28 protein-coding genes and 1 other RNA gene are annotated in these 25,776 nt (G+C 61.3%); 27 read left to right on the top strand and 2 right to left on the bottom strand.

All coding sequences use genetic code 11. The annotated features are described in order from the left end of the window. Positions 1–178 precede the first annotated feature (178 nt). The 20 genes from tgt to GPK94_RS09920 all read left to right on the top strand — a co-directional run bounded on the left by tgt (position 179) and on the right by GPK94_RS09920 (position 16,211). Entirely contained in the window at positions 179–1,309 is a 1,131-nt protein-coding gene (gene tgt, locus GPK94_RS10015) for a tRNA guanosine(34) transglycosylase Tgt (RefSeq protein ID WP_215655689.1), read from the top strand. A 114-nt stretch (positions 1,310–1,423) separates the two neighbouring features. Then, entirely contained in the window at positions 1,424–1,747 is a 324-nt protein-coding gene (gene yajC, locus GPK94_RS10010) for a preprotein translocase subunit YajC (protein WP_346728012.1), read from the top strand. Positions 1,748–1,866: 119 nt separating this feature from the next. Next, complete coding sequence (locus tag GPK94_RS10005) at positions 1,867–2,289, top strand: TIGR04086 family membrane protein (protein WP_215655688.1); 423 nt, start codon at positions 1,867–1,869, stop codon at positions 2,287–2,289. Positions 2,290–2,357: 68 nt separating this feature from the next. Further along, a complete protein-coding gene (gene scfA, locus GPK94_RS10000) occupies positions 2,358–2,501 on the top strand; it encodes a six-cysteine ranthipeptide SCIFF (RefSeq protein WP_101693063.1) in 144 nt (47 codons plus the stop codon). 122 nt (positions 2,502–2,623) lie between these two features. Beyond that, positions 2,624–3,985: a thioether cross-link-forming SCIFF peptide maturase gene (gene scfB / locus GPK94_RS09995; protein WP_215655687.1), complete on the top strand. Its 1,362-nt coding sequence runs from the start codon at positions 2,624–2,626 to the stop codon at positions 3,983–3,985. Positions 3,986–4,280: 295 nt separating this feature from the next. Continuing rightward, positions 4,281–4,904 carry a stage II sporulation protein M gene (locus GPK94_RS09990; RefSeq protein ID WP_195278668.1) on the top strand — a complete coding sequence of 208 codons (624 nt, stop codon included), beginning with the start codon at positions 4,281–4,283 and terminating at the stop codon, positions 4,902–4,904. Between the two features lie 33 nt (positions 4,905–4,937). Then, positions 4,938–5,819 carry a site-specific tyrosine recombinase XerD gene (gene xerD, locus GPK94_RS09985; protein ID WP_101693066.1) on the top strand — a complete coding sequence of 294 codons (882 nt, stop codon included), beginning with the start codon at positions 4,938–4,940 and terminating at the stop codon, positions 5,817–5,819. Positions 5,820–6,037: 218 nt separating this feature from the next. Then, positions 6,038–6,574, top strand: coding sequence for a crossover junction endodeoxyribonuclease RuvC (gene ruvC / locus GPK94_RS09980; RefSeq protein WP_101693067.1), 537 nt, complete (start codon positions 6,038–6,040; stop codon positions 6,572–6,574). Between the two features lie 23 nt (positions 6,575–6,597). Beyond that, complete coding sequence (ruvA, locus tag GPK94_RS09975) at positions 6,598–7,203, top strand: Holliday junction branch migration protein RuvA (RefSeq protein ID WP_193536658.1); 606 nt, start codon at positions 6,598–6,600, stop codon at positions 7,201–7,203. Beyond that, entirely contained in the window at positions 7,200–7,718 is a 519-nt protein-coding gene (locus GPK94_RS09970) for an AAA family ATPase (protein WP_215655686.1), read from the top strand. The genes ruvA and GPK94_RS09970 overlap by 4 nt, the downstream gene beginning before the upstream one ends. 4 nt (positions 7,719–7,722) lie before the next feature. Then, a complete protein-coding gene (ruvB, locus tag GPK94_RS09965) occupies positions 7,723–8,787 on the top strand; it encodes a Holliday junction branch migration DNA helicase RuvB (RefSeq protein ID WP_215655685.1) in 1,065 nt (354 codons plus the stop codon). A gap of 58 nt (positions 8,788–8,845) precedes the next feature. Continuing rightward, positions 8,846–10,198 carry a phosphoglucosamine mutase gene (gene glmM, locus GPK94_RS09960; protein WP_101693071.1) on the top strand — a complete coding sequence of 451 codons (1,353 nt, stop codon included), beginning with the start codon at positions 8,846–8,848 and terminating at the stop codon, positions 10,196–10,198. Positions 10,199–10,285: 87 nt separating this feature from the next. Next, the gene (locus GPK94_RS09955) at positions 10,286–10,921 is read left to right on the top strand and encodes a sigma-70 family RNA polymerase sigma factor (protein ID WP_101693072.1); all 636 of its coding nucleotides are present in this window, start codon (positions 10,286–10,288) and stop codon (positions 10,919–10,921) included. Positions 10,922–11,000: 79 nt separating this feature from the next. Continuing rightward, the gene (locus tag GPK94_RS09950) at positions 11,001–11,282 is read left to right on the top strand and encodes a zinc-ribbon domain containing protein (protein WP_101693073.1); all 282 of its coding nucleotides are present in this window, start codon (positions 11,001–11,003) and stop codon (positions 11,280–11,282) included. Positions 11,283–11,604: 322 nt separating this feature from the next. Then, complete coding sequence (locus GPK94_RS09945) at positions 11,605–11,817, top strand: DUF1858 domain-containing protein (RefSeq protein ID WP_101693074.1); 213 nt, start codon at positions 11,605–11,607, stop codon at positions 11,815–11,817. A gap of 70 nt (positions 11,818–11,887) precedes the next feature. Further along, positions 11,888–12,604, top strand: a complete 717-nt coding sequence (locus GPK94_RS09940; RefSeq protein ID WP_101693075.1) for a class I SAM-dependent methyltransferase — start codon at positions 11,888–11,890, stop codon at positions 12,602–12,604. Then, positions 12,591–13,385, top strand: coding sequence for a Nif3-like dinuclear metal center hexameric protein (locus tag GPK94_RS09935; protein ID WP_101693076.1), 795 nt, complete (start codon positions 12,591–12,593; stop codon positions 13,383–13,385). Before GPK94_RS09940 ends, GPK94_RS09935 begins: the two co-directional genes overlap by 14 nt. Positions 13,386–13,500: 115 nt before the next feature. Further along, positions 13,501–14,229 carry a YebC/PmpR family DNA-binding transcriptional regulator gene (locus GPK94_RS09930; protein WP_101693077.1) on the top strand — a complete coding sequence of 243 codons (729 nt, stop codon included), beginning with the start codon at positions 13,501–13,503 and terminating at the stop codon, positions 14,227–14,229. Between the two features lie 146 nt (positions 14,230–14,375). Beyond that, a complete protein-coding gene (locus GPK94_RS09925; protein ID WP_215655684.1) occupies positions 14,376–15,587 on the top strand; it encodes a hypothetical protein in 1,212 nt (403 codons plus the stop codon). Positions 15,588–15,836: 249 nt separating this feature from the next. Next, positions 15,837–16,211, top strand: coding sequence for a DUF6291 domain-containing protein (locus GPK94_RS09920; protein ID WP_215655683.1), 375 nt, complete (start codon positions 15,837–15,839; stop codon positions 16,209–16,211). Positions 16,212–16,264: 53 nt separating this feature from the next. On the opposite strand, the gene rnpB is transcribed toward GPK94_RS09920, so the two are convergent. Both rnpB and GPK94_RS09910 read right to left on the bottom strand, forming a co-directional pair. Continuing rightward, positions 16,265–16,624, bottom strand: an RNA gene (rnpB, locus tag GPK94_RS09915) — RNase P RNA component class A. A 33-nt stretch (positions 16,625–16,657) separates the two neighbouring features. Next, a complete protein-coding gene (locus GPK94_RS09910; RefSeq protein ID WP_193536666.1) occupies positions 16,658–16,885 on the bottom strand; it encodes a hypothetical protein in 228 nt (75 codons plus the stop codon). Between the two features lie 258 nt (positions 16,886–17,143). Between GPK94_RS09910 and murD the strand changes: the two genes are divergently transcribed. From murD to ligA, 7 genes are all read left to right on the top strand, one after another. Then, positions 17,144–18,532, top strand: a complete 1,389-nt coding sequence (gene murD, locus GPK94_RS09905) for a UDP-N-acetylmuramoyl-L-alanine--D-glutamate ligase (RefSeq protein ID WP_186963894.1) — start codon at positions 17,144–17,146, stop codon at positions 18,530–18,532. 49 nt (positions 18,533–18,581) lie between these two features. Then, positions 18,582–19,616 carry a M42 family peptidase gene (locus tag GPK94_RS09900; protein ID WP_215655754.1) on the top strand — a complete coding sequence of 345 codons (1,035 nt, stop codon included), beginning with the start codon at positions 18,582–18,584 and terminating at the stop codon, positions 19,614–19,616. After that, on the top strand, positions 19,610–20,635 hold the full coding sequence (locus GPK94_RS09895; protein ID WP_215655682.1) for a M42 family metallopeptidase: 1,026 nt from the start codon (positions 19,610–19,612) through the stop codon (positions 20,633–20,635). The genes GPK94_RS09900 and GPK94_RS09895 overlap by 7 nt, the downstream gene beginning before the upstream one ends. A gap of 16 nt (positions 20,636–20,651) precedes the next feature. Further along, a complete protein-coding gene (locus tag GPK94_RS09890) occupies positions 20,652–21,650 on the top strand; it encodes a M42 family metallopeptidase (protein WP_215655681.1) in 999 nt (332 codons plus the stop codon). 43 nt (positions 21,651–21,693) lie between these two features. Then, positions 21,694–22,944 carry a methionine gamma-lyase family protein gene (locus tag GPK94_RS09885; protein ID WP_101693083.1) on the top strand — a complete coding sequence of 417 codons (1,251 nt, stop codon included), beginning with the start codon at positions 21,694–21,696 and terminating at the stop codon, positions 22,942–22,944. Between the two features lie 52 nt (positions 22,945–22,996). Further along, positions 22,997–23,689 (top strand): sporulation protein YunB, encoded by a 693-nt coding sequence (yunB, locus tag GPK94_RS09880; protein ID WP_215655680.1) that lies wholly within the window; start codon positions 22,997–22,999, stop codon positions 23,687–23,689. Between the two features lie 62 nt (positions 23,690–23,751). Further along, positions 23,752–25,734 carry an NAD-dependent DNA ligase LigA gene (gene ligA, locus GPK94_RS09875; protein WP_215655679.1) on the top strand — a complete coding sequence of 661 codons (1,983 nt, stop codon included), beginning with the start codon at positions 23,752–23,754 and terminating at the stop codon, positions 25,732–25,734. Positions 25,735–25,776: the final 42 nt, after the last annotated feature.

Below are 25,776 nucleotides of genomic sequence, written 5' to 3'. Positions count from 1 at the left end.
GCCCCAGAGCGGCTATTATACCGGATTTCAATTGCCGTTTTTCTCGCCCCTGACGGGGCAGCCGAAAAACCTGACGTTTATACCATTCCGGCGTTGCCGTCATGGTATAAGAGCGATATTATGAATTGGAAGAACGAGTGCGGCCAGACGCGGCGTTCTCCATCAAAGGAGTTTTTCTGTGTTTGAAGTAATTAAGACGGAGGGGCGGGCCCGCCGGGGCGTTTTCCAGTGTGCCCACGGCACGGTGCAGACCCCTGTTTTCATGAATGTGGGAACCCAGGGCGCCATCAAGGGTGCGGTATCCGCCCACGACCTGAAGGAGATCGGGTGCCAGGTGGAGCTCTCCAACACCTACCACCTGCACCTACGCCCGGGGGACAAGGTGGTCCGGGACATGGGAGGCCTCCACGCCTTCATGGACTGGGACGGCCCCATCCTCACCGATTCCGGCGGATTCCAGGTGTTCTCCCTCTCCGGGCTGCGCAAGATCAAGGAGGAGGGCGTCACCTTCGCCTCCCACATCGACGGACGGCGCATCTTCATGGGTCCGGAGGAGTCCATGCAGATCCAGTCCAATCTGGGATCGGACATCGCCATGGCCTTTGACGAGTGCGTGGAGAATCCCGCCACCTATGAGTACGCCAAGGCCTCCTGCGAGCGGACCCTCCGCTGGCTGGAGCGGTGCAAGAAGGAGCACGACCGGCTCAACGCCCAGCCCGACGCGGTGAACCCCCAGCAGATGCTCTTCGGCATCAACCAGGGCGCCACCTTCCACGACCTGCGGGTCTGGCACATGAAGGAAACCGCCAAGATCCCCTGTGACGGCTATGCCATCGGCGGCCTTGCGGTGGGTGAGCCCACGCAGGTCATGTACGACATCATCGACGCGGTGGAGCCCCATATGCCCCAGGACAAGCCACGCTATCTCATGGGCGTGGGCACTCCCTCCAATATCATCGAGGCGGTGGCCCGGGGCGTGGATTTCTTCGACTGCGTGATGCCCGCCCGCAACGCCCGCCACGGCAAGCTCTACACCTGGGAGGGGTCCATCAACATCAAGAACGAGAAGTACAAGCTGGACCGGAGCCCCATCGATCCGGAGTGCCGCTGCCCCGCCTGTCAGCACTTCTCCCGGGCCTACCTGCGCCATCTCTTCGCCGCAGGGGAGATGCTGGCCATGCGTCTGGCCGTGCTGCACAACCTGTACTTCTACAACAGCCTCATGGCGCGCATCCGCGCCGAACTGGACGCCGGGACCTTTGCCCAGTTCCGGGCCGAGTACAGCGAAAAGCTGGACCGCCGCCTGTAACGTGCGGCCCATTCTGGGAAAAATCGCAAAAACACTTGTCAAACGGACAAGCCTGCCGTATAATATCTTTCACGTGCAAAGCGTGATGGAACTTTGATTTTGGAGGAGATTATTTTGAACGGAATCGGAACTGCACTTCTGACGGGCAGTGATACTGCAAGCATGGTCAGCATGATCCTGCCCTTTGTCCTGCTGATCGCCATTTTCTACTTTATGCTGATCCGTCCCGAGAACAAGAAGAAGAAGGCTATGGAGAAGATGCGCTCCGAGCTGGCCGTGGGCGACGTCATCACCACCATCGGCGGCATCGTGGGCACCATCTGCGCCGTCAAGGAGGAGACCATCGTCATCGAGACCGGCGCCGACCGTGTGCGCATCGAGTTCACCAAGTGGGCTGTCTCCACCAAGGGCCAGCAGGCGGACGCTGCCACGAAATAATGGATCAAAAGATTCCTGTCTCTCCGGAGGCGGGAATCTTTTTTTATCTCCGGTCCGGCATGACCGCTCCATGCGCCTCATAGAATGGGAGCAGAATCGATGAGGAAGGGGAGAGCGCTGTGCCGAAAAAAGAAGAGGGGCCGAAAGAATTGTGGACCCGCTACGCAGGCGGCATCCTGCTGGGCGGATGCATCGCCCTGGGCCTGTGCCTGCTTTTACTGCTTGCCGCCTCGGCGGCCATCTATCTGGGCGCCCTGAAGGAGTCTCATATGGACCGCATCACGCTGGCCGCGTGTGTTCTGGGGACCTTTTTGGGCGCGCTGTGGGCCGTGAAGCGCTGCACACGGCGGGCGCTGCCCGTGGGCGCGGGGACCGGAGCGGTGGTTTTGCTCCTGCTGCTCCTGGTGGGAAGCCTTGCCTTTCACGCCCAGCCCCTGGAAAACGGAGGGGTCGCGCTGGCACTGGCCTGCCTGCTGGGCGGGTGCGGCGCGGGGCTGTGCAGTCAGTTGATGACGCCCCGCCGGAAAAAACGGCGAAAGTGATTGAAATTTCTTCCGGTCTATGCTATACTAATTGCGGTTATCCTATATCAAATGGGAGGGAAACAGAAATGAAGCATATCAAGACGCTCAACGGCGCTACCCTGAAGAACAGCGCTGCTCACGGCGGCTGCGGCGAGTGCCAGACCTCTTGCCAGTCCGCCTGTAAGACCTCTTGCACCGTCGCCAACCAGAAGTGCGAGAACAACAAGTAAGAGGCAGAACCAACACACATGGTTGAAAAGGGTGGGGCTTCCCACCCTTTTTCCATGCTACGTAAGCGCATACGTCCCCGCGATACCGGGACGCTCAATCTGATTTGGAGGATCGAAAGAACATGGTACATACCTTTCAAGCCCTTGGGGTCAATATCGCGGTGGATGTCAACAGCGGCGCGGTCCACGTGCTGGACGAGGTGACCTACCACCTGCTGGAGAAGGTGACCCCTCCCATGGGGGAGCACTGCCCGGAGGACATCAAGGCCGCTCTGTCCCAGTACGATCCCGCCGCGCTGGAGGAGGCGTGGCAGGAGCTGCGCGGTCTGGCCGCCGAGGGACTCCTCTTTGAGGAGGACGACTACATCGACCGGGAGAAGGCTGCCTCCATGCAGCAGTCCGCCCTAGTCAAGGCCCTGTGCCTCCACGTGTCCCACGACTGCAACCTGCGGTGCAAGTACTGCTTCGCCTCCACCGGCGATTTCGGCACCGGCCACCGCATGACCATGGACGTGGAGACCGCCAAGAAGGCCATCGACTTCGTCATCGAGAAGTCCGGTCCCCGCCGCAACATCGAGGTGGACTTCTTCGGCGGCGAGCCCCTCATGGCCATGGAGACCGTGAAGGAGACCGTGGCCTACGCCCGCTCCATCGAGAAGGAGAAGGGGAAGTGCTTCCGCTTCACCATCACCACCAACGGCGTGCTCCTCAACGACGAGAACATCGAGTACATCAACCGCGAGATGTCCAACGCGGTGCTCTCCATTGACGGACGCAAGGAGGTCAACGACGACCTGCGCCCCACCGTGAACGGGAAGGGGAGCTACGACGTGATCGTGCCCAAGTTCAAGAAACTCATCGAGGGCCGGGGCACCAAGGACTACTACCTGCGCGGCACCTTCACCCGCTTCCACAAGGACTTCGCGGAGGACGTGAAGGCTCTGGCCGCCATCGGCCGGAACATCTCGGTGGAGCCGGTGGTGGGCAAGGAGGACGATCCCTATGCCCTCCAGGAGTCCGACCTGCCCGAGCTGGAGGCCGAGTACGAGCGCCTGGCCGAGTACCTCAAGGACCACCCCGAGACCAACTTCTTCCACTTCAATGTGGACCTGGCACAGGGTCCCTGCGTGATCAAGCGCCTGCGCGGCTGCGGCGCCGGATGTGAGTATGTGGCCATCACGCCGGAAGGGGATATCTACCCCTGCCACCAGTTCGTGGGCAACGAGGAGTACAAGCTGGGCAACATCTACGACGGCACCTTTGATATGGAGCTGTCCGGAAAGTTTGCCGGTCTGAACATCTACACCCGCGAGGAGTGCGGCAACTGCTGGGCCCGCTTCTACTGCAGCGGCGGGTGCAGCGCGTCCAACCTGCTGGTCAACGGCGATATCAAGCACCCCCACCATGTGGGATGTGTGCTGGAGCGCAAGCGGCTGGAGTGTGCCATTGCACTGCGCGCCATTGCGTCCGGGATGGCGGATTAACTTTGACAACAAAACGGATACCGCTACATTTTGCGGTATCCGTTTTGTATATCGCTATATCTTGCGTTTTGTGCCCCCCAAACGGGGGCCACATCTTTTTTTCGCATTCTGAAATTTACATAATATTATATACATAATGCGTTATCATAATTGACAAAAATCGGGTAGTTTTGGAAATCCTCTTGCATAATTGTATTATGTAGATTATTATAATTATGGATGAATCCAGTCCGTTGTTTTTCTGTGCTTCTAAAGGCCTCCCTCCTCCGCATAGGATGGGGTGGAGGTGAGAGAGATGCATAAACCCACTGCAAAAGTCTGGGACGTGCCGTCCGGCCTGAGTGCGGCGCTCGCTGTGACATCGATCTGCTTTTTCCTGGGCGGATGCCTGGGGTGTCTGTTGGCGGTGCGGGTCGGCGGGGGAGGGAACGACCTCCTCGCGGAATATCTGACCTCCTTTTTACAGAGCGTACAGGTGCAGCCCGCATCTCCTCCGCTGCTGATCTCCGTCTGGGAGACCATACGCTGGCCGCTTCTGGTGTTCGGACTGGGGTTTACCACGCTGGGGCTTCTGGGTATCCCGCTGGTTTTTTCCGTGCGGGGATTCCTCCTGGCCTTTTCCATCGCCTCGTTCGTCAAGATGTTCGGGGCGAGCGGCGCGCTGCTGGCCTTCGTGGTCTTTGGCGTGTCCGGCTGTATCGCGCTTCCGGCGCTGTTCGTCCTGGGCGTACAGGGTTGGATCGCGTCCCGCTGTCTGGCCACCCGCATGCTGGGGGACGGACGGCGTACCCTCCCGTATGGGAGACTCTATTTTTTGCGCTGCGGGGTGTGTGCCTGCGCGCTGTGTGTGTGTATCTTTTTAGAATCCGTGGTCGTCCCCTCGCTGCTGGCGGGCGCGGCCGGACTGTTTTCCCTCTAGGAAACCGGTAAATAGCGAAAAAGAAGGTGTTGGATGATGGACTGTTATCAAGAGTATGAGCGTTATCTGGCGGAGGAGAAAAAAGTAGCCTCCAATACATTGAGCTCGTATCTTCGTGATATCCGCCAGTTTTTGCACTGGCTGGAGGGTGCAGGCAAGCTGCCTGAGCAAGTAAAACAGTCAGACGTCGAATCCTACACGCAGTTTCTCTCCTCCGAGGGGAAATCGGCCGCGACGGTGACCCGTTCTCTGGCCTCGCTGAAATCCTTTTACAGCTTCCTGATCCGTCAGGGCGTGGTGGAGGTCAACCCCGCCCGGGGGCTCTCTCCGGCCAAGGTGGAGCGCAAGCTCCCCCAGATCCTGACCAGCAAGGAAGTGGAGCTCTTTCTGGAGCAGCCCGACGCCTCGGACGCCAAGGGCTGCCGGGACCGGGCCATGCTGGAGCTGCTCTATGCCACCGGCATCCGGGTGAGCGAGCTGATCGGCCTGAATATGGACCACATCAACCTGAGCGCCGCCTTTATCCGCTGCTCCGGCCGGGACCGGGAGCGGATCATCCCCCTGTATCCGGCGGCGGTGCGGGCCCTGAGCGATTACATCGAGCATGTGCGCCCCCAGATGATCGAGCACCCGGACGAACAGGCCCTCTTCGTCAACATGAGCGGTGAGCGGATGAGCCGCCAGGGCTTCTGGAAGCTCATCAAATACTATCAGGAGAAGGCGGGCATCCAGAAGGAGATCACCCCCCATACCCTGCGTCACTCCTTTGCGGCCCACCTGCTGGAGAACGGGGCCGACCTGCGCTCCATTCAGGAAATGCTGGGGCACGCCGACATCTCCTCCACCCAGATCTACACCCAGATCGTCAGCCAGAAGCTGAAGGACGTCTACCGCAAGGCCCATCCAAGGGCATAAACCTGTCTCAAAAACGCATGGCATTTTTGAGAGGGGATACACTTTCTCGTCATGCCGAAAGCCGGTGCGCGGATGCGCGCCGGCTTTTCCTATCTCCACACGAGAGAGGCAGAGAAATCTCCTTTTCATTTTCAAACGTCTGTGCTACAATAAAGAAGATTGAGCGCCGGGTCTATGCCCGGCCCAGAGGATCGGAACACCGGGCAGGGAGGAAGGACATGGTTATTTTAGGCATCGACCCGGGATTTGCCATCGTGGGCTTCGGCATCCTGGAGGCCGACCGGAATGCCCAGCGTCTGCTCCGGTGCGGGGCCATCACGACACCGGCTGGAGTGCCTCTCCCGGGGCGCCTTCGGCAGATCTTCGAGGATATGCACCAGCTGCTGACCACCTTCCGGCCGGACGCCATGGCGGTGGAGGAGCTCTTTTTCAACCAGAACGTGACCACCGGTATCGGTGTGGCCCAGGCCAGAGGGGTGATCCTCCTGGCCGCCGAACAGGAGGGGGTCCCCATTTTTGAGTACAGCCCCTCCCAGGTCAAGCAGGCCGTGGCCGGCTATGGAAAGGCCGAAAAGCGCCAGGTCATGGAGATGACCCGCAAGCTGCTGCGCCTCTCCGCCGTCCCCAAGCCGGACGACGCCGCCGACGCGGTGGCCATCGCCCTGTGCCACGCCAGATCCTTTACCTCGCGGCTGAGTCTTCTGGACTCCGCCCGCCCGGGCAGCGGCCGCTACGCCGCCCGGACCAGATCATAACAGGATTGGAGAAACAACAGCGTATGTTTTACTATGTCAGCGGTACCGTGGCCCATGTGGAGCCCTATCTGGCGGTGATCGACTGCGGTGGGGTGGGCTATGCCTGCCGGACCACCAACCAGAGTCTCTCCCGCCTCACCGTAGGGGAGAAGGGGAAGCTCTTCACCCATCTCTACGTGCGGGAGGAGATCTTTGAGCTCTACGGCTTTGCCACCGAGGATGAGCTCAACTGCTTCCGGCTGCTCATCGGCGTGTCGGGCGTGGGACCCAAGGCCGCCCTCTCCATCCTCTCGGCCACCACGCCGGAGGGGCTGGCCATGAGCATCATCACCGGGGACGAGAAGGCCCTCACCGTGGCCCAGGGCATCGGGAAGAAGATCGCCCAGCGCATCATCCTGGAGCTCAAGGACAAGCTGGCCAAGGGACAGATCGCCCCCAAGGGCGAGAGCTACGGCGGCACCGGCGTGACCGTCATCCCCCAGAACAAGTCCAGCGAGGCGGCCGCCGCCCTGGCCGTGCTGGGATACAGCCAGAGCGAGGTGGCCATGGCCCTCAAGGGCATCGACGTGGAGGCCCTCAGCCTGGAGGACATCATCAAGCAGGCCCTGAAGAAAATGGTGAAGCAGTGAAACAGCTTCTCCTGATCGGCGGACCCATGGGCGTGGGTAAGACTCAGGTGTGCCAGCGCCTGCAAAAGCGGCTCCAGCCCAGCGTCTACCTGGACGGGGACTGGTGCTGGAACCTGAACCCCTTCCGGGTGACCGAGGAGACGAAGGCCCTGGTCCTGGACAACATCGGGACGCTGTTGGGCCGCTTTCTCCGGTGCTCGGAGGTGGAGTATGTCATTTTCGGCTGGGTCATGCACCGCCAGGAGATCGTGGACGAGATCTGCGCCCGGCTGCCCCTGGACGGGGTGGAGGTCCACGCCTTTTCGCTGCTGGCCGCACCCGCTGTACTGGAGGAGCGGCTGCGGCGGGATATCCGGGCGGGAAAACGGCAGGAGGACGTGATCGGGCGGAGCCTGGCCTATCTTCCGCTGTATCGGGACATGGATACGATCCCCGTCTGGACAGACGGCAAGGGCGTGGAGGAGGTCGCGGCGGAGATCGAGATGGATTTGAAACGCATCAGAGACAGGAAGTGAGATTTTGAGCATTGACTTTTCGGACGACGGGAGCCTGGAGACCAGAGAGCCGCTGGTGACCACCTCGCTGCTCCAGGAGGACGAAGGGGAGTACTCCCTCCGGCCCAAGGTCCTCTCGGAATACATCGGACAGCGCAAGGCCAAGGACAACCTGGAGGTCTTTATCCAAGCCGCCAAGATGCGCAATGAACCCCTGGACCACGTGCTGCTCCACGGCCCTCCGGGCCTGGGCAAGACCACCCTCAGCGGGATCATCGCCAACGAGATGGGGGTCCATATCCGCATTACCTCCGGCCCGGCCATCGAGAAACCGGGGGATCTGGCCGCCCTCCTCACCAACCTGAATGAGAACGACATCCTCTTCGTGGACGAGATCCACCGGCTCAACCGCTCGGTGGAGGAGATCCTGTATCCCGCCATGGAGGATTTCGCCATCGACATCATCATCGGAAAGGGTCCCTCGGCCAACTCCATCCGCCTGGACCTGCCCAAGTTCACCCTGATCGGGGCCACCACCCGGGCGGGCCAGCTCTCCGCCCCTCTGCGGGACCGGTTCGGCGTCACCCTGCGGCTGGAGCTCTACACGCCGGAGGAGCTCTCCCTCATCGTCACCCGGAGCGCGGGCATCCTGAACGTCCCCATCGAGCCGGACGGGGCCATGGAGATCGCCCGGCGCAGCCGCGGCACCCCCCGCATCGCCAACCGGATGCTCCGCCGGGTGCGGGATTTCGCCCAGGTGAAGGCCGGGGGCGTCATCACCCGCGCAGTGGCCGACCTGGCCCTCACCGCCCTGGAGGTGGACGACCTGGGGCTGGACGCGGTGGACCGCCGGATGCTGCGCGCCATCATCGAGCACTACGGCGGCGGCCCGGTGGGGCTGGAGACTCTGGCCGCCACCATCAATGAGGAGTCCATCACCCTGGAGGACGTCTATGAGCCCTATCTCATGCAGATGGGTTTTCTCACCCGCACGCCCCGGGGCCGCTGCGTCACCCGGCAGGCCTATCTCCACCTGGGACTTCCCGTCCCGGGGGGCGCCGCCGGCGGCATGGAGCAGCTCACCTTTTAAGCCCTGCGGGGAACTGCCATCGAATCTGACTCACATTCAACGAGAATGAGGTGTATTTATGGGAAAATTGTTTGGTACGGACGGCATCCGCGGCGTGGTCAACGCCGGTCTGGACGCCACTCTCGCCTATCAGGTGGGCCTGGCGGCCGCCGTGGTCATGGCCAAGGAGACCGGAAAGAGCCGCCCCCAGGTGGCCATCGGAAAGGATACCCGCATTTCCTCCGACCTGCTGGAGAGCGCCCTGATCGCGGGCCTTTGCTCCGCGGGAGCGGACGTGCTCCATCTGGGCGTGGTGCCCACCCCGGCGGTGGCCTTCCTCACGGTGGAGATGGGGGCCGACGCGGGCATCGTCATCTCGGCCTCTCACAACCCCTTTGAGCACAACGGCATCAAGATCTTCAACAGCCAGGGCTACAAGCTGCGCGACGCCCTGGAGGGGGAGATCGAGGAGATCATCCTCTCCGGACAGCTGCCCGCCCTCAAGACCCACGGGGACCTGGGCCGGGTCATCCACAAGGACGAGGAGGAGACCCGGGCCTACATCGACCACCTGGTCTCCACCGTGGACACCGATTTTGCCGGTATGCGCATCGTGGTGGACTGCGCCAACGGCGCGGCTTCGGCCACGGCGCCGGGGCTGTTCGCCCGCTTCCCCAAGCTGCACGCCGACATCCTGCACGCCCAGCCCGACGGCATCAACATCAACAATGGCTGCGGCTCCACCCATATGGAGGACCTGAAGGCCGCTGTCGTGAAGGGCGGGTACGACCTGGGTCTGGCCTATGACGGCGACGCCGACCGCTTCCTGGCCGTGGACGAGAAGGGCGAGGACATCGACGGCGACCAGATCATGGCCGCCTGCGCACGGGTGCTCCAGGCCGAGGGCAAGCTCAACGGCAACGCCATGGTGGGCACCGTCATGAGCAACATGGGCCTGCACATCTTCGCCAAGGAGAACGGCATGGAGCTGCACTGCACGCCCGTGGGCGACCGCAACGTGCTGGAGAAGATGCTGGAGCACGACTTCGTCATCGGGGGAGAGCAGTCCGGCCACACCATTTTCCGCGCCTATGCCACCACCGGCGACGGAGAGCTCACCTCCCTCCAGTTCCTCCAGGTGCTCCACCGCTCGGGCAAGAAGGCCTCTGAGCTGGTGGCCGACTGCCGCCGGTATCCCCAGGTCCTCATCAACCTCCCGGTGGAGAGCAAGGAGAAGAAGGAAGAAATCATGGCCGCCCAGGCCCTCAAGGACGCGGTCCAGGCCAAGGAGGCCGCCCTTCAGGGGACCGGCCGCATCCTGGTGCGCCCCTCCGGAACCGAGGCCCTCATCCGCGTGATGGTGGAGGCTCAGACCGAGGAGGCAGCCCGTGCCTGCGCCGAAGAACTGGTAGATGTCATAAAAATCCTGTGAGATTTTTTGGCATAATATAAATATTTTGCATAAACGCTTGACAACAAGATATACTCTTGCGTATAATAACAGACAAGGAGCAAGAGCATGAGTGCTTTCCAACCCCAAAACTCCAATCCTTCCGACGAATGCCTGTGCGTCAGGAGCAAATCCGGCGATCGCAGCGCGGCAGAGGAGCTGGTTCTGCGCTATAACCGCGTGGTGCGTGTGTGCGCCCGGCCCTACTTTCTGGCGGGCGGTGACAGCGAGGATCTGATCCAGGAGGGGATGTTGGGACTTTGGAACGCCATTCGCGAGTACGATCCCCGGCGGGAGGTCTCCTTTCGGACCTATGCCGAGACCTGTATCCGCAACCGTTTGCGCTCCGCTATTAAAGCAGCAGCAAGAGATAAGCATTCCCCGTTGAACAATTCTGTTTCTTTCGAAACCCCGCTTTTTGACGGATTTGCCGTCCATGACATCTGTGGCAGGGAGTATCGCTGTCTGGAAAATCCGGAGGATACTCTGATCGGTCAGGAAGAAGTCCGTGAGCGAATGAATGTGCTAAAGGGCCAGTTGTCCGGTTTCGAAGCGAAGATCCTCGGGCTCTATCTGGAAGGGTTGTCCTATTCCGAGATTGCCGCTGAGGTAAAACGGTCCCCGAAATCGGTGGACAACGCTGTGCAACGTATCCGGCGGAAGGTCGCGCAGCACTTTTCATCTGGCGATGTCAGCGAGAGCTGAACGCAATATTAATCTGTCCCAGCACTTCACGGTTTCAATTCCGGACCTGGGCAAATGAGTCAAAGAGAGGGTATTTATCATGTACGAAGACAAGACTTTGGTATGCAAAGAGTGTGGCCAGGAGTTCGTGTTCACCGCTGGTGAGCAGGAGTTCTACGCAGAGCGCGGCTTCCAGAACGAGCCCCAGCGCTGCAAGGCCTGCCGTGACGCCCGCAAGGCCGCTTCCCGTGGCCCCCGCGAGTACTTCACTGCTACCTGCGCCGCCTGCGGCGGTGAGGCCCGCGTGCCCTTCGAGCCCAAGTCCGACCGTCCCGTGTACTGCAGCGATTGCTTCGCTCGTATGCGCGGCGAGCAGCAGTAAGCTCTGTATGTAAGACAAGGACGCCCTCCGGGGCGTCCTTGTCTTTTGCGCAGGTTTCTGCGCTTTGCCACGGAGCCTCGCAGAGTTCCGCCGTCCGCAGACGGCGGAAGAGAGGGAAAGCGTGTTTTCCGGCGGCGTGTACGTCGGAAAACACTCCTCTCAGGCCGCAAGTGTGCGCGCATCCGCGCGTGCGCGCCGCGGCCTGCATCCCCTTCGAAAAAATGCTTGCATTTTTGAGAGCGGAAAAAGAGTTGAAAAAGGGCGACAAATAGGATATACTACTCACGTATCCTTTTATCTTCTGATTTGGAGGTTTACCCATATGGTTCAGATTACGAAAGACACCATCATCGGCGACATCCTGGATATCGCCCCCCAGACTGCTCCTCTCTTCATGTCCATCGGCATGCACTGCCTGGGCTGCCCCTCTTCTCGCGGCGAGACCGTGGAGGAGGCCTGCATGGTCCACGGCGTCAATGTGGAGGCCCTGCTCAACGCCATCAACGAGCAGATCGCCGCTTCCGAGCAGCAGTAATCGGTACGAGAAAAAAAGAGCGGCTTTTCGGCCGCTCTTTTTTGAGTTTCTCAGATCAGGAGGGAAGTTCTTGAAAACCATTGAGCTGTCGCCGCGCCTGCAGGCCGTGGCGGACCTGGTCCCGCCCCAGACCAGGTTTGTGGATGTGGGGACGGATCACGCCTATCTGCCTGCCTATCTGATCCAGAAGGGGATCATCCCCAGCGCGGTGGCCTCCGATCTGCGGAAAGGGCCCCTGGAGCGCGCCCGGCAGACGGCGGAGCGCTACGGAGTCACCGATCAAATGTCCTTCCGCCTGGGCAACGGGCTGGAGCGGGTGCAGCCGGAGGAGGCCCAGACCATCGCCATTGCCGGGATGGGAGGGGAGACCATCTCCGCCATCCTCTCGGCCGCCCCCTGGTGCCGCCTGGGGGATCGGACGCTGATCCTCCAGCCCATGAGCGCGCTGCCCGAGCTGCGCGCCTGGCTTCAGCGCAGCGGCTACCGCATCCTGCGGGAGCGCCTGTGCCGGGAAGGCAACACCATTTATACCATTATGCAGGTGGCAGCGGGGGAGATGCCCCCTCTGACCCCCGCGGAGTGCTGGGCCGGTTCCCGGGAGACTGCTGGGAGCGAACCGCTGCGCCCGGCGCTGCTGGAGCACCTGCTGGCCCGGGTGGAACGGGCCCTCGCCGGCATCCGCCACTCGACGCGCCCGGAGGACATCCCCTGGAAAACAGAGCTGGAGTCCGTCCGGGAGGGACTCATCACCATGCAAAGGGAGTTGAAGCAAGATGAAAGTAAATGACATCTACGCCTATCTGGACCAGAGAGCGCCTTTCTCCATCCAGATGGACTTTGACAACGCCGGTTTTCTGGTGGGCCACGGGGAGCGCACGGTCTCCAAGGTCCTGATCGCCCTGGACATCACGGAAGAGGTGGTGGCCGAGGCCGCCGAGCTGGGGGCCGAGCTCATCGTGTCCCACCACCCGGTGATCTTCCATCCGGTGAAGAGCATCCGGGACAACGATCCCACCGGGCGCATCCTGCTCTCTCTGATCGAGCACCAGATCGCCGCCATCTGCGTACACACCAACCTGGACGCGGTGGCCGGCGGCGTCAACGACGCCCTGGCCCAGAAGCTGGGTCTCACCCAGCTGGAGCTCCTCCACACCGACGGGGTGGACGGGGACGGCCATCCCTACGGCGTGGGCCGTGTGGGCATGCGGGAGGGCATCCCTGAGTACGCCCCCGCCTTTGCCCAGTTCGTGAAGGAGACCCTGGGCGCCAACGGCGTGCGCTATGTGGACGCCCGCCGTCCCGTGCGGCGTGTGGCGGTGGGGGGCGGCGCCTGCGGCGACCTGCTGACCGACGCCTTCCGGATGGGCTGCGACACCTTCGTGACCTCCGATGTGAAGTACAACGGCTTCCTGGACGCCAAGGCCCTGGGCATCAATCTGATCGACGCCGGACACTATCCCACCGAGCAGGTGGTCTGTCCCGTTTTGGAGAAATGGCTGCGCGGCGCCTTCCCCGGGGTCGAGTTTGTGCAGACAAAACGGCACAAAGAGGTCTTTTCTTATCTATAATCGTCACGTTTAGGGGTTGCAAAGGCCTGTGGGCTGTGCTAAACTAGTCTAGCTGATTTTTGTCGGCTGCCCGCTGGGGCAGACGTATTGATTTCTGGAGAAGGGAACGAATTGTATGTCCGGACATTCCAAGTGGCACAATATTCAGAAGACCAAGGGCGCGGCTGACGCCAAGCGGTCTCAGCTCTTTACCAAGATCGCCCGCGAGATGATCGTGGCGGTCAAGCAGGGCGGCAGCGGCGACCCCGCCAACAACTCCCGTCTGGCCACCGTCATCGCCAAGGCCAAGGCGGCCAACATGCCCAACGACAACATCAAGCGCACCATCGACAAGGCTCTGGGCGCCGGGAACAGCGACAACTTCGAGAGCGTGGTCTACGAGGGCTACGGCCCCAACGGCGTGGCCGTCATCGTGGAGGCTCTGACCGATAACCGTCAGCGCACCGCCCCCGAGGTCCGTCACCTCCTGGACAAGTACGGCAAGGGCCTGGGCGCCACCGGCTGCGTGTCCTGGTCCTTTGACCAGAAGGGCGTCATCGTCATCGAGCGGGAGGACCTGGACGAGGACACCATGATGATGGACGCCCTGGACTGCGGCGCCGACGACATGCAGGTGGAAGAGGAAGTCTTCACCGTCTACACCGCCCCCGACGCTTTCGGCGATGTGCTCGCCCAGCTGGAGGAGAAGGGCTACGCTTTCCTGGAGGCCTCCGTGCAGATGGTGCCCCAGAACTATGTCAAGCTCACCGATGAGACCGACATCAAGAACATGGAGAAGCTCATCGACCTGCTGGAGGAAAACGACGACGTGCAGAACGTCTACCACAACTGGGATCAGGATTGATACCTCGTTTTGGTATATGTCCAAAATAAATAATAGAAGTTAAGTTGTGCTTATACATCTTTCGATGTAGCAAAACTCCCCCAGAAAAGTCAATTGGACACATCTGGGGGAGTTTTTATAATATTATAGAGAAAGGTGATTTTAAGATGAACAGAAAAAAGTTTTTGAAACTGTTCTTCTATATCCTATTTGTATGTACATTTTTGTGTTCCTGTAAAGATGAAGAACTATTTGAAACCGCACAAAACAGTTTTGCTGAGCAGAATTGGCAACAGGCATTCGATGCAGCAAATAAGATAGTTGAGGATTATCCAAAATCCAAAAAAAGAGATGAAGCTGAGAGCCTAATGATAGAAAGTAAATCCCAGTTGGATTCTATAGATGTGCTCAATTCATTTGCTGCCAAGGAATATACAGACGCGATTATGCAGGCTTACGATGTAATTTCCACCACCAAAAATGAGGAACTATTTAAACAGAACGAAGATATTATTCTTCGTAGCATGCAAATTCTGTACGATCAAGGCAATTATACAGATGTTATCGAATATACTAATAAATTATCGCAAGAATATCCCAACATTGAGGTAGATGATAAAATAATTGAATTACAACAATATGCTCAAGAGGCAGCGTCTTTTCAGCCAGTGCAGATCAAAGATTATTCCTCCTATCAGGGGCTACTGGATTTCGGGGCATTTTGTGGAGTATCCGCAATCGAGGACAGCGATGGAGTGTTTAGATATAAAAATGTTTCTCAAGGAATTGTAGATAGATATATACATGAATTACAATTAAAGGGTTTTACCCGAATCCTAGGCTCTAAATACATAATGACCAATAAAACTTATAGTATTTTACTTACACACAATGGAAATACCTTGCGGATTGCAATAGACTATATCACAAATCTGGGTGCGTATAATATGGTGGAAGTAGGTATGGACTATAATCAAGTAGTAAAAATTCTTAACAGTCCAGGGAGATTGGTTAAAATATACGAACCATTTACAGGATTTTTGGGGGAAATTGTGGGGGACACAGCAAAAACGATGGTGTATCAATGGGTAACCTATTACCCCGAAAAAGCGAGAGTTCAAATTGATATCTCGAAAAATATAGTTACAGGAATGAGCAAATACTCGGATAAAAAGTCTCAGAATAATACACAGTCAAAAAATCGAGAGCCGATGATTGGAATGTCCGACGAAGAAGTCTTAGATTCTACATGGGGTTCTCCGAAAAAAAAGAATAAAACGACAACGGCTTATGGAACTTGGGAACAGTGGGTATACGACAATTCGAGATATATCTATCTTGATAATGGAATTGTCACTGCTATTCAGGAATCGGAATAGGATATTAAAGATTTTGTAAAAAAGCCCCGGCTGTACACCGGGGCTTTTTTACGCCCGAAGGAACACCTCACGCGCTGCACAGCCACCCCGCCCCACCGGGGCACGGTGGCTGTGCCTATGACCCTATCCATTTCTATGTCTATCTTTATTTCTATTTCTTTTTCTATTTCTATCCCTATATGGCGTCCCAGGTGTACGCAAACGTACACCAAAGGGCGGTCGGGAGGGTAGGGGTAGGAGGTGCTTTCCATGGCACAGAAGAAAAGCTTTCTCGTTTATTTTGACAACTACCCCATGGTCCAGGCTCTGCCGCTGGAGCAGCGGGGCCTGCTGCTGACCGCCCTCTTCGAATACGGCATGGCCGCCGGGGAGCCGGACAGTCCGTCCATCCCGGAGATCCTGGAGGCCTTTCCCGCCATGACGGAGGAGACCCGGATGGCCTGCCTCTTCATGTGTTCCAACATCCACCGGGACACCCAGCGCTGGCTGGGCCGCCAGGCCGCCCAGGAGCGCCGGCGGGCGGGGCAGGGGAGCGGCACGGAAACCGGGGAGCGCAAGCGTCAGGAGCGGGAAGAGATGGCACAGATGCGCCGGGAGCTGGCGCGCTGCCGGGAGGTGGAATAAGCTTTTCAGAACAGCAAAAAACGCCCCGGCCATACAGCCGAGACGTTCTTTCTGGTACAAGCAGGCCTGTAAGCCGGGTTCTGTCATTTAAGACAGCCATCTATCTCGACGCACCGTTGCCGGTACGCTCCAGCCGCCTCCATGGGACGGTCGGGCCGACCATATGTCCCTCCACGGCGTTGCTCCGGATAGAGTTTACAGCGATGGACTGTTCCCAGCCATCGGGCGGGCTCTTATCTCCGCCTTTCCACCCTTACCTCGCTCCTACGAGAGGACCGAGGCGGTTTATCTCTGTTGCACTTTTCCTAGGGTCGCCCCCGGCGGGTGTTACCCGTTATCCTTGCCCTGCGGAGCCCGGACTTTCCTCACAGGCGGGCCTTTCGTCCCGTCTGCGCGGCTGTCCAGCCTACTTGCAAAGGGTATTGTACCCTATGGAAGAAAAATTGTCAAACAAAAAGAACACCGCGATTCTCTTCCCACTGTTTGATATAGTGCGCAAGGTCGTGGTAATCATCCTGTTCTGCCGGCTGCAAATCACAGATAAAGCCGGCGATATCCTCTGCACTTCTGTAATATTTCTGCAGGTGAGAATTGCCCTGCTGCAAAATGTACGATTTGAGCGCAATGGTCAGCATCTTTTTTCTTGTAAAAAACATATTCTTGGAAAAATCCATAAAAAATACTCCTTACCCTGTGTTGAGTAAAGAGTAGCATGCAACTTCATTTATGTCAATATTAATTTTATATTGTATCACTTTTTATAAACAATGTCAAGTGTTTTTTCGAGAGAAACCAGCAAGCCCATCTTCCGCAACCTGCGGGCAGCACTCACAGCCGACGGATAACCGCAAGAATGGTTTGAAATTTTTGGGCGGAGGAGATATAATATATCAGTTAAACAACTGGAGTGATCCGGAAAGGGGAACGAGACCATGAGTTCCATGATACAGCAATACCTGGATGATCTCAGGGGGAAGCGGGTGGCCGTCATCGGCATCGGCGTGTCCAATACGCCCCTGATTAAAATGCTGGTGCGCGCCGGCGTGCAGGTGACCGCCTGCGACAAGCGGGACCGTGCCGACTTCGGCGGTCAGGCCGAGGCACTGGAGAGCCTGGGCGTGACGCTGCGCCTGGGGGAGGATTATCTGGAGGGGTTGGATCAGGATGTGATCTTCCGTACCCCGGGCCTGCGGCCGGATGTTCCCCAGCTCCTGGCCGCCCGGGAGCGGGGCGCGGTCCTCACCTCGGAGATGGAGGCCTTTTTCGAGGTCTGTCCCTGCCAGATGATCGGCGTCACCGGCAGTGACGGAAAGACCACCACCACCACCATCATCGCCGGGCTTTTGAAGGCCGCGGGCTATACCACCTATGTGGGCGGCAACATCGGCAAGCCCCTGCTGCCCGACGCGGACGGGATGGAGCACGGGGATGTGGCCGTGCTGGAGCTCTCCTCCTTCCAGCTGATGACCATGCAGCGCAGCCCGGACATCGCGGTCATCACCAACCTGGCCCCCAACCACCTGGATGTACACACCTCCATGGAGGAGTATGTCTCCGCCAAGGAGAACATCTATCTCCATCAGGAGGAAGAGGGCCTGGTGGTCCTCAACGAGGACAATGAGATCACCCGCAGCTTTGCCGCCAAGGCCCCCGGCCGGGTGATGTGCTTCAGCCGGAAGCAGGAGCTGGAGCGGGGCGTCTACGTGAAGGACGGGGCCATCTGGGTCTCCGACGACAACGGCAAGCGGGAGGTGCTCCCCATCGAGGGCATCCTGCTGCCCGGCGTCCACAACGTGGAGAACTACATGGCGGCCATCGCCGCCGTGAACGGCCTGGTGCCCGACGACGTGATCCGGGAGTTTGCCGCCGCCTTCCAGGGAGTGGAGCACCGCATCGAGCTGGTGCGCACCCTGCGGGGCGTGCGCTACTACAACGACTCCATCGCCTCCAGCCCGTCCCGGACGGCGGCGGGGCTGCGCTGCTTCGACCAGCCGGTCATCCTGATCGCCGGAGGATACGATAAGCACATCCCCTTCGACACCCTGGGGCCGGAGATCGTCTCCCACGTGAAGAAGCTGGTCCTCACCGGACCCACCGCCGGCAAGATCCGCGCCGCGGTGGAGGGGGCTCCGGGCTACGCCCCGGGCCGGCCCGCCATCGTGGAGGTGGAGGACTTTGACGAAGCGGTGGCGGAGGCCAACCGGGACACGGTTCCCGGCGACGTGGTCATCCTGTCGCCCGCCTGCGCCTCCTTTGACCGGTTCAAGAACTTCATGGAGCGGGGCAACGCCTTCAAACGAATCATCCACGCGCTGGACTGAGCGCCATTTTGGTTTTACCCAACACAACAGGAAGTGATATGGATTGAATATGCGAAACGCACTGGAGCAGCTGTGTGCCCAGAACGCGCCCTCCGGCTTTGAGGCCCCCGCGGCCCAGGTGGCCCGGGCGCTGCTGGAGCCCCTGATGGACGAGGTCTGGACCGACCGCATGGGCAATGTGATCGGGGTGCGCCGCTGCGGAAAGCCGGGCGCCAAAAAGCTGCTGCTGGACGCCCATCTGGACGAGATCGGGCTCATCGTCACCGGCATCGAGGAGGGTTTCCTCCGCTTTCAGACCATCGGCGGGGTGGACCCCCGGATGCTCCCCAACCGGGAGCTGAACGTACTCACCGACCCGCCCCTCTTCGGGGTGGTGGCCTGCCTGCCCCCCCACGTGCAGAAGGAGGGGGACGACAAGCGCTCCATTCCCATCTCCGAGCTCTACGTGGACATCGGCATGAGCCAGGAGGAGGCCGAGCGCCGGGTGCCCATCGGCACCCCCATGACCTTCCGGGGAAGCTGCTTCCCACTGGGCGAGCGGGAGATCTGCGGAAAGTCCATGGACGACCGGGCCTGCTTCGTGACCCTGCTGCGGGCAGCTGAGCTGCTCCAGGGGAAGGAGCTGGACGTGGACCTCTATGTGATGGGCTCCACCCGGGAGGAGATCAGCGGCTCGGGCGCCCAGTGTGCCACCTTCGCCATCGCCCCCGACTTCTGCGTGGCGGTGGACGTGACCCACGGCCGCACGCCGGACGGTCCCAGGGAGAAGAGCTTTGAAGTGGGCGGCGGCCCGGTCATCGGGGTGGGTCCCAACATGACCCGCTGGATGACCCGCCGGGCCATGGAGAAGGCGGACGAGCGGGGCATTCCCTACCAGCTGGAGGTCATGGCCGGGCACACCGGGACCAACGGCTGGTTCATGCAGATCTGCCGGGAGGGGATCGCCACGCTGGTGGTCAGCCTGCCCCTCAAATATATGCACAGTCCCATCGAGGTCATGGATGAGCCGGACGCCGAGCAGGTGGCCCAGCTCCTGGCCGCCTTTGCCGAGGGACTGGGAGAGGAGGCGGAGACCCTATGCTGAAGTTGCTGCAAGAGCTGTGCGCCTGTTCCGGCGTCTCCAGCTTTGAAGACGAGGTCCGCGCCTGTATCCGGGCTCATGCCCAGCCCTACGCGGACGAGATCCGGGTGGACGCCCTGGGGAACCTGATCGTGAAAAAGCGCGGCAGGAAGGCCACCGGCGACAAGCTGGTCCTGTGCGCCCACATGGACGAGGTGGGCCTCATCGTGCGCCACATCACCGACGAGGGGTATCTGAAATTCTCCGCGGTGGGGGGCATCGACCGCCGCGTCCTCATCGGAAAGCCCGTCAAGGTGGGGGAGAAGGGCCTCCCCGGAGTCATCGGCCTGAAGGCCTACCACCTGGTCAGCGCCGAGGAGGAAAAGGTGGTCCCCAAGCTGGACGACTACTATATCGACATCGGCGCCCGCTCCAAGGCGGAGGCCCAGGCGCTGGTCTCCCTGGGGGACTGCGCCGTCTTTGAGAGTGACTGGGTGGAGTTTGGTCAGGGCATGGTCAAGGCCAAGGCCCTGGACGACCGGGCTGGCTGCGCGGTGCTCCTGAAGCTCCTGGAGGAGGAGCTCCCCATGGACTGCACTTTTGTCTTCACCGCCCAGGAGGAGGTGGGGACCCGGGGCGCCTTCGGCGCGGCCTTCTCGGTCAAGCCCGAGATCGCCCTGGTGCTGGAGACCACCACCGCGGCCGATCTGCCCGGCATGGAGGGGCACCAGAAGGTCTGTGTCCCCGGCGCGGGCGCGGTGATCCCCTTCATGGACAAGGGCTCCATCGCCGACCGGGGGCTCTTCGAGCTGCTGCGCTCCCTGGCGGAGGAGCATCAGATCCCCTGGCAGACCAAACACTGGATCTCCGGCGGGAACGACGCCGCCGCCTTCCAGCGCGCCCGGGAAGGGGTGCGCACGGCCACCGTATCCCTGGCGGTACGGTATCTCCACGCGCCGGCCAGCGTGGCGGCCAAGCGGGATCTGGACGCCATCCTGCATCTGACCCGGCTCTTCATCGGCGCGATCGCCGCGCGCGCATAAACAGGGAGGTACCAAGATGGACATCGTAAAGATCATAGAAACACTCAACGCCTGCCACGCCCCCTCGGGAAATGAGCGGGAGATCGCCCAGGCCATTCAGACCCTCGCCGCCCCCTATGCCGACCACATCTCGGTGGATACGCTGGGCAATGTGATCGTGCACCGGAAGGGGAGCGGTCCCAAGGTGATGTTCGCCGCCCACATGGACTCCATCGGCGGGATCGTCACCCACGTGGATGAGAAGGGCTTTGTGCGCTTCGGCGCCATCGGCGGGCTCCACGCCCCCGATCTGGCCGCCACGCCGGTCCGGTTCCAGAACGGGACCCGTGGTGTGCTCTGCGTGCCCGAGAGCGCCGACCCCAAGGAGCTCAAGCTGGACGACCTCTATGTGGACATCGGCGCCTGCGACGAGGCCGAGGCCCGCAGCCAGGTGACGCTGGGTGACACCTTTGTGTATGACACCGCCTCCTTTATGGCGGGCAAGCGCATGGTGGCCCCTTATATGGACAACCACATCTCCTGCGCCGTCCTGCTCCTGGCGCTGGAGCAGCTCCAGAAGAGCGAAAACGACCTCTATTTCGTCTTTACCGTGCAGGAGGAGGTGGGACTCCGGGGCGCCAAGACGGCAGCCTTCGCCATTGATCCCGCCTATGCCATCGCGGTGGACGTGACCTCCGCCGACGACGAGCTGGGGAGCAAGCACACCGCCACCAGCAAGCTGGGCGCGGGCGCGGCCGTCAAGGTCATGGACCGCTCGGTCCTGTGCCATCCCAGCATGGTCCAGAAGCTCAACGCACTGGCTAAGGAGCAGGGCATTCCGGTCCAGGGCGATATCATCAAGGCCGGCGGCACCGACGCCGGGGCCATCCACCAGAGCCGTGCGGGCGTGTATACCGGCGGGATCTCCATCCCCTGCCGCTACATCCACACCCCCCAGGAGATGGTGGACCTGCGGGATGTGGAGGCCTGCGCCAAGCTGGCCGCGGCCTTCGCCGGGGCGGCCCTGGAGGGCTGAGCCCGCCATAGATTCAGATTTCAGATAGGATAGGAAGAGAGAGATGTCTTTACAGATCAGCGAGCGGGTCCGGAGCCTGGCGGCCCGGGCTCAGTCGGAATTGAGAGAACAATTTGACCGGATCGACGCCATTGCGGAGGTCAACACCCAGAAGGTCCTGGCCGCCTTCCAGAAGCACCATGTGGCCGAGAGCTATTTTGCCGGCACCACCGGCTACGGCTACGACGACCTGGGCCGGGACAAGCTGGAGGAGATCTATGCCGATATCTTCGGCACCGAGGACGCCCTGGTGCGCATCGGGTTTGTGAACGGCACCCACGCCATCTCCTGCGCCCTGTTCGGGGCGCTCAAGCCGGGGGATATTTTGGTCTCCGCCGTGGGCGCCCCCTATGACACCCTTCTGGGCGTGATCGGCGTAGTGGACAAGGGCCCCGGCTCTTTGAAGGACTACGGGATCGAGTACCGGCAGGTGGAGCTGGTGAACGACGCCCCCGATCCCGAGGGCCTGGCCCGGGCCGTGCAGGACCCCCGGGTCAAAGCGGTGCTCATCCAGCGCTCCAAGGGCTACTCCACCCGCTCCTCCCTCTCGGTGGAGGAGATCGGCGCCCTGTGCGCCGTGGTGCGGGAGCACAATCCCAACGCGGCCATCCTGGTGGACAACTGCTACGGGGAGTTCGTGGAGGAGCAGGAGCCCACCCAGGTGGGCGCCGATCTGGTGGTCGGCTCCCTCATCAAGAACCCCGGCGGGGGTCTTGCCCCCACGGGCGGATACCTGGCCGGGCGGAAGGATCTGATCGAGGCGGCCTCCATGCGCCTCACCGTCCCCGGCATCGGCCGGGAGTGCGGCTCCACCCTGGGACAAAACCGCGCCCTCTACCAGGGCCTCTTCCTGGCCCCCCACACGGTGGCCCAGGCGGTCAAGACGGCGGTCTTCGCCGCCAAAATGATGGAGCTTCTGGGCTACGCCACCGAGCCCACCTCCGACATGGTGCGCCATGACATCATCCAGATGATCCACTTCGGCACCCCCGAGCCCCTCAAGCAGTTCTGCAAGGGCATCCAGTTCGGCGCGCCGGTGGACTCCTACGTGACTCCGGAGCCATGGGACATGCCGGGCTATGACTGCCCCGTCATCATGGCGGCGGGCGCCTTCATCCAGGGCGCCTCCATTGAGCTCTCCTGCGACGCGCCCATGCGCGCCCCCTACACCGCCTATCTCCAGGGCGGCCTGACCTACGAGTCGGGCAAGCTGGGCGTCATGCTGGCGGTGGAGGAGCTGCTGCGGAGCGAGTAATCGGCCAAGCCGGCGGCGGCATATACTCCCTCAAGTGAGGTGAGTCTATACCATGCGGCGATGGATGCGACATATCTGGCTGCGCCGGCCCGCCCGGCCCGGCCGCTCCGTTCCCCGCAGGGGAGGGAAGGGCCTGCCCGCCCTGATCGGGGTGGGGCTGGCCCTTCTGCTGATTCTTCCGCTGGACGCGCTGCTCTCCCAATCGGTGCTCGCCCTGGCCTCCGCCCAGGTCCAGGCCCTTCTCTCGGAGGAGGTGAACGCCGCGGTGGCCCACCATCTGGAGGAGTACCCCCTCTCCTACGAGAACCTGGTCTCCCTTCAGGTGGGGGAGGACGGCACGGTCCAGACGCTCACGTCGGACCCCTTTGCCCTCAATCAGCTCCGCGCCCAGCTGGTGGAGGAGGTCAGCCGCCGTCTGCGCGCCATGGAGCCCATGACGGTGTCCCTTCCCCTGGGCAATCTGACCGGCGTTTCCGTGCTGGGCGGGTACGGTCCCTCCATCCAGGTGCAGCTCCTGTCGGTCTCGGTGGCCGGGGCGGAGCTGCGCAACGAGTTCTCCGAGGCCGGGATCAACCAGACCCTCCACCGGATCTGGTTCGATGTGACGGCCAGCGCCACCCTCGTCCTGCCGGGGCACAGCCTGGACATCCAGGCCCAGGTCCCGGTCTGTGTGGCCGAGACCATTCTGGTGGGGCAGGTCCCCCAGACCTATGTGCACATCTCCGGCGGGACGGAGAACCATTGAGGGGGGTACACGGGCACACCCAGTACAACAACCATCTGAAACATTCCAACGGGAGGTCCCTTATGGACGCAAAACAGGAAATACAGCAGCTGCGCCAGGAATTGGAACAGGCCAACTATGAATACTATGTACTGGACTGCCCCAGTATGAGCGACTACGACTTTGACCACAAGCTCCGCCGTCTGGAGGAGCTGGAGGCGGCCCACCCGGAGTACGCCGACCCCAGCTCGCCCACCCAGCGGGTAGGCGGGACCGTGGCCGACGGCTTTTCGCCCGTGGTCCATCCGGTTCCGCTGGAGAGCCTCCAGGACGTCTTCGACGGGGAGGAAGTGGCCGACTTCACCGTGCGGGTGCAGGAGGGCCTGGGCGCGGACCAGGTGGTCTACGATGTGGAGCCTAAGGTGGACGGCCTCTCGGTGGCCCTGGAGTACCGGGACGGCGTCTTTGTCCGGGGGGCCACCCGGGGCGACGGCCAGGTGGGGGAGGACGTCACCGAGAACCTGCGCACCATCCGCTCCATCCCCATGGTGCTGCCCGAAAAGCTTCCCAGCCTCATCGTGCGCGGGGAGGTGTATATGCCCAAGCAGGTCTTTGAGCAGCTCAATGCCGCGCTGGAGATCCAGGGGAAGCCCCTCTTCGCCAATCCCCGCAACGCCGCGGCCGGCTCTCTCCGGCAGCACGATCCCCGGATCGTGGCCGAGCGCCGTCTGGACATCCAGGTCTTCAACATCCAGCGGGCGGAGGGGAAGACCTTCTCCACCCACACCGAGACCCTGGACTACCTGAGGGAGCAGCACTTCAAGGTCATCCCCTATCGCCTGTGTACCGGCATCGACGAGATCCGGCAGGAGATCGACCGCATGGGGGAGGAGCGGGAGGACTACCCCTTTGAGATCGACGGCGCGGTCATCAAGCTCAACGATCTCGCAGACCGCACCCTCCTGGGCAGTACCGCCAAGTTCCCCCGCTGGGCGGCAGCCTACAAGTACCCGCCGGAGCAGAAGCCCTCCCGGATCGTGGACATCGTGGTCCAGGTTGGTCGGACGGGGGTGCTCACCCCCAAGGCGGTCATCGAGCCGGTGCGCCTGGCCGGGACCACGGTCACCAACGCCACGCTGCACAATCAGGACTTTATCTCCGAGAAGGACATCCGCATCGGGGACACGGTCCTGGTCCAGAAGGCGGGGGAGATCATCCCCGAGATCGTCCGGGTCCTGCCCGAGCTGCGCCCGGAGGGGACGCAGGCTTATCATCTGCCCTCGGTCTGTCCGGTCTGCGGGGCCCCTGTGGTCCGGGATGAGGACGGCGCCCACATCCGCTGTACCGGCGCGGAGTGCCCGGCCCAGCTGCTGCGGCATCTGGTGCACTTTGCAAGCCGGGACGCCATGGACATCGAGGGTCTGGGCCCCGCGGTGGTGGAGGCGCTGGTGAAGGCCGAGCTAGTCAAGTCCCCGGCCGACCTCTACCGTCTGGAGGTAGAGCAGGTGGCCGCTCTGGAACGGATGGGACAGAAGAGCGCGGAAAACCTGATTTCCGCCCTGGAGGCCTCCAAGGAGCGGGACCTCTCCCGGCTCCTCTTCGCCTTCGGCATCCGGCAGGTGGGGCAGAAGGCGGGCAAGGTGCTCTCGGCCCACTTCCGCACCCTGGACGCGCTGATGGCGGCCACCATCGAGGAGCTGACTGCCATCCCCGACATCGGGGAGATCACCGCCCGGAACATCGTCTCCTGGTTCGAGAGTCCCCAGAGCCGCCATCTGATCGAGTCGCTCCGCGCGGCGGGCGTCAATCTGGAGAGCCGGGAGGCCCCCGCCGGCGATCAGCTCGCGGGCAAGACCTTTGTCCTCACCGGCACGCTGGAGCACTTCACCCGGGACGAGGTCAAGGCGCGCATCGAGGCCCTGGGCGGAAAGGTCTCCGGCTCGGTCTCCAAAAAGACCACCTATGTGGTGGCGGGGGAGGCGGCCGGCTCCAAGCTGCGCAAGGCCAATGAGCTGGGCATCCCCGTGCTGACGGAAGAAGATCTGATCGGACTGTTGGAATCCTGATCACAAGAAATCCGGCGGCCTCTGCATCACCATAGCAGAGGC

Source organism: Pseudoflavonifractor sp. MCC625, assembly GCF_018784545.1.
GTDB classification, from domain to species: domain Bacteria; phylum Bacillota; class Clostridia; order Oscillospirales; family Oscillospiraceae; genus Pseudoflavonifractor_A; species Pseudoflavonifractor_A gallinarum.
This window is presented reverse-complemented; position numbering and strand designations above follow the sequence as displayed.

Coding starts and splice junctions, on each gene's coding strand:
- scfA (WP_101693063.1), top strand. CDS start 2,358: ATGAAGCATATCAAGACGCTCAACGGCGCTACCCTGAAGAACAGCGCT.
- scfB (WP_215655687.1), top strand. CDS start 2,624: ATGGTACATACCTTTCAAGCCCTTGGGGTCAATATCGCGGTGGATGTC.
- GPK94_RS09990 (WP_195278668.1), top strand. CDS start 4,281: ATGCATAAACCCACTGCAAAAGTCTGGGACGTGCCGTCCGGCCTGAGT.
- xerD (WP_101693066.1), top strand. CDS start 4,938: ATGATGGACTGTTATCAAGAGTATGAGCGTTATCTGGCGGAGGAGAAA.
- ruvC (WP_101693067.1), top strand. CDS start 6,038: ATGGTTATTTTAGGCATCGACCCGGGATTTGCCATCGTGGGCTTCGGC.
- ruvA (WP_193536658.1), top strand. CDS start 6,598: ATGTTTTACTATGTCAGCGGTACCGTGGCCCATGTGGAGCCCTATCTG.
- glmM (WP_101693071.1), top strand. CDS start 8,846: ATGGGAAAATTGTTTGGTACGGACGGCATCCGCGGCGTGGTCAACGCC.
- GPK94_RS09955 (WP_101693072.1), top strand. CDS start 10,286: ATGAGTGCTTTCCAACCCCAAAACTCCAATCCTTCCGACGAATGCCTG.
- GPK94_RS09950 (WP_101693073.1), top strand. CDS start 11,001: ATGTACGAAGACAAGACTTTGGTATGCAAAGAGTGTGGCCAGGAGTTC.
- GPK94_RS09945 (WP_101693074.1), top strand. CDS start 11,605: ATGGTTCAGATTACGAAAGACACCATCATCGGCGACATCCTGGATATC.
- GPK94_RS09935 (WP_101693076.1), top strand. CDS start 12,591: ATGAAAGTAAATGACATCTACGCCTATCTGGACCAGAGAGCGCCTTTC.
- GPK94_RS09930 (WP_101693077.1), top strand. CDS start 13,501: ATGTCCGGACATTCCAAGTGGCACAATATTCAGAAGACCAAGGGCGCG.
- GPK94_RS09925 (WP_215655684.1), top strand. CDS start 14,376: ATGAACAGAAAAAAGTTTTTGAAACTGTTCTTCTATATCCTATTTGTA.
- GPK94_RS09920 (WP_215655683.1), top strand. CDS start 15,837: ATGGCACAGAAGAAAAGCTTTCTCGTTTATTTTGACAACTACCCCATG.
- GPK94_RS09910 (WP_193536666.1), bottom strand. CDS start 16,885: ATGGATTTTTCCAAGAATATGTTTTTTACAAGAAAAAAGATGCTGACC.
- murD (WP_186963894.1), top strand. CDS start 17,144: ATGAGTTCCATGATACAGCAATACCTGGATGATCTCAGGGGGAAGCGG.
- GPK94_RS09900 (WP_215655754.1), top strand. CDS start 18,582: ATGCGAAACGCACTGGAGCAGCTGTGTGCCCAGAACGCGCCCTCCGGC.
- GPK94_RS09895 (WP_215655682.1), top strand. CDS start 19,610: ATGCTGAAGTTGCTGCAAGAGCTGTGCGCCTGTTCCGGCGTCTCCAGC.
- GPK94_RS09890 (WP_215655681.1), top strand. CDS start 20,652: ATGGACATCGTAAAGATCATAGAAACACTCAACGCCTGCCACGCCCCC.
- GPK94_RS09885 (WP_101693083.1), top strand. CDS start 21,694: ATGTCTTTACAGATCAGCGAGCGGGTCCGGAGCCTGGCGGCCCGGGCT.
- yunB (WP_215655680.1), top strand. CDS start 22,997: ATGCGGCGATGGATGCGACATATCTGGCTGCGCCGGCCCGCCCGGCCC.
- ligA (WP_215655679.1), top strand. CDS start 23,752: ATGGACGCAAAACAGGAAATACAGCAGCTGCGCCAGGAATTGGAACAG.